Consider the following 2,282-nt stretch of genomic DNA (forward strand, 5'->3'; position numbering starts at 1 on the left):
CCCAGAATCCATCCGCCGACCCCGCGAAACGCCAGGTAGGGCAGCAGCAGGAACCAACCGATGTAGGGTGTAAGGCAGGCTGCGACCAGGATGACCGCTGCCCATACCGTCCGGCGCAGCGGGGGCGCCGATGGCAAGATCCGCTCCCCGGCGAGATGCACCATCCCGCCCAGGCCGATCGCGATCCCGACCACCACCAGGCCGGCAGCCACCAGCCCGAGGGCTTGAACGAAGGGAACGCCGCCGCTCAGCAGCGCCAGCGCCAGGGCGCCAAAGAACAGGACGTTCACCGCTCCGATCAGGAATGAGCGCCCGGCAGAGTCCGCTGCCGTGCGGCTTGAACGCTGGATGTGCTGTGGGAACAGCCCGTGGAGCACAACCAGAAGGGCCACCACGCAGGCCGAGCACACCAGGACGAGCGCCAACAAAGCCCAGGGTTCGTTCATGGTATCTCCTTCGATGGGCGCAGGCACCGCTCATACGGAATTCCGCGCCAGGTGAGGTGTGATCGCTCAGGTTTCCGCGGGAAGTCACCTGCCATTGCCCGGGCGCTCCCGCTCCGCACGTAGAACCAGGCTGTTGACAAGCAGCCAGGTGACGAGTGCCAGCAGCCCCCACAGGGCCCAGTTGACCGGGACCCCGAGGTCGAGAAGCCCGGGACGGATTTCCCGAAGCCACGGCGCCAACCCAAACTGCAGTCCGCTTGCCGGCGGCCGCAACGTAGCCAGCGCTCCAACGAAAGAGACCCAGCCGGCCGCGACGGTGCCGGGAAGGTCTATACGCGCCAGCGGGGCCAGCATGCGCAGCGCCCGCTCACCGGCTACCCAAAGCAACCCCACCGCCGCCAGGGATTGCAGCCCGAGAAGCCCCAGCACCGGCAGCGGCCTGGGCCTGCCTCGCAAGGATCGGACAACCGGGCGCGATAGATCGTGAGCCACAGCCTGATCGGGCAGGGCCTCAATCCGGGCGAACAGATCCTGCGCCCTCGCCAGGCGACGAGCGCATGCCGGGCACGACGCCAGGTGTCGCTCCAGCAGGCGAAGCTCATCCGGGCCTAGCTCGCCGTCGAGGAACGCGTGCAACCCGGCTTCCGCTGGATGCGTGGCATGTGAATCATGGGCCATCACGCAGACTCCTTGCCAGCGCCCGGCGGGCGCGGAACAGGTGACTCTTGACATCGCTCAGCGGAATCCGCAAAGCGACGGCGATCTCCTGATAGCTCATCTCCTGGAAGTGGCGCAGTTCAATCGCCACCCGGTAGTGCGCCGGCAGCTCCAGCAGCGCCTGCTGCAGCCGCTGCCGCTCCTCTGCCTGCTCAGCGGCAGCATGCGCCGGATCGGGCTCCTCCTGCTCCGGCCAGTCGATCTCATCGTCCAGCTCGACCGCGGGTGGGTGGGCGGCCAGATTGTGCGCCAGGCGATTGAGCGCCAGATTCGCCCCTACCCGGCGGATCCACGGACCAAACGGGCGGTCGGGATCGTACTGGTGCAGACGCTGGAACCCGCGCAGGAAAGCTTCTTGAGCCACGTCTTCCGCTTCCTCCCGGTTGCCCAGGATCCGATAGCAGGCGCTGAACACCCCGTTCTGGTGTCGACGGACGAGGTCACCGTAGGCCCCCAGATCCCCGCCGCGGGTCAGGTGAACCAGTTCATGCTCTGAGGCGTCGGCCATGGCGCTCTATTGGGATGTACCGTCGGAGGGCACAGAAGGTTGCGGCACCCTGGGGAGAGCCAGCTGCTCCCCTGCCTCGGGCTTTGACGCGGCAACCTTCGCCGCACTCCACCCGCTGGAGGCGGCCTCCCCCAGCCGCTGAACCTGGCGCCCCACCAAGCGCGAACCAGAATCCGGTCTCAAGGCCGTTGATAGGTGCCTGCCAGTTCGGCTGCGGCCAGGACGTGCCCTTCGGCGGCAGCCAAGACCTCCACCGCCGAGGCGCCGGCAGCGAGGCCGAGGTCCGAGTCAAGGGCATACAGGGTGAACACATAGCGATGCCTCCCGCTCGGCGGGCACGGGCCACCGTAGCCCAGTTCGCCCCAGGTGTTGGCGCCCTGCTGCCCGCCGCCGGGCAGTTCTACTTCAGATCCAAGGCCGGCGGGCAGGCTGTCCAGGCCGGGAGAAAGATCGTAGGCGATCCAGTGAACCCAGCCGCCGGCGTCGGGGTCATCGAACACCAGCGCCAGGCTGGCTGCTCCCTCTGGCAGGGATTCCCAGATCAGGGCTGGTGACGTATCGTCCCCGTCACAGGTGTGCACCACGGGGATCTCCTCGTCCGACTCGTAGGC

The 2,282-nt window shown here is 67.7% G+C and carries 4 protein-coding genes; all 4 read right to left on the reverse strand.

Annotated elements, in window-relative coordinates:
* Nucleotides 1–446, reverse strand: a 446-nt coding sequence (locus MUO23_07285; protein MCJ7512759.1) for a hypothetical protein, incomplete at its 3' end; no start/stop codon positions are given.
* A gap of 84 nt (nt 447–530) precedes the next feature.
* Nucleotides 531–1,124 carry a zf-HC2 domain-containing protein gene (locus tag MUO23_07290; GenBank protein MCJ7512760.1) on the reverse strand — a complete coding sequence of 198 codons (594 nt, stop codon included), beginning with the start codon at nt 1,122–1,124 and terminating at the stop codon, nt 531–533.
* Nucleotides 1,114–1,671 carry a sigma-70 family RNA polymerase sigma factor gene (locus tag MUO23_07295; protein ID MCJ7512761.1) on the reverse strand — a complete coding sequence of 186 codons (558 nt, stop codon included), beginning with the start codon at nt 1,669–1,671 and terminating at the stop codon, nt 1,114–1,116. The genes MUO23_07290 and MUO23_07295 overlap by 11 nt, the downstream gene beginning before the upstream one ends.
* 179 nt (nt 1,672–1,850) lie before the next feature.
* Nucleotides 1,851–2,282 (reverse strand): YbhB/YbcL family Raf kinase inhibitor-like protein (locus tag MUO23_07300; protein ID MCJ7512762.1); only part of this gene is annotated, 432 nt, incomplete at its 5' end.

Source organism: Anaerolineales bacterium (assembly GCA_022866145.1).
GTDB lineage: Bacteria > Chloroflexota > Anaerolineae > Anaerolineales > E44-bin32 > PFL42.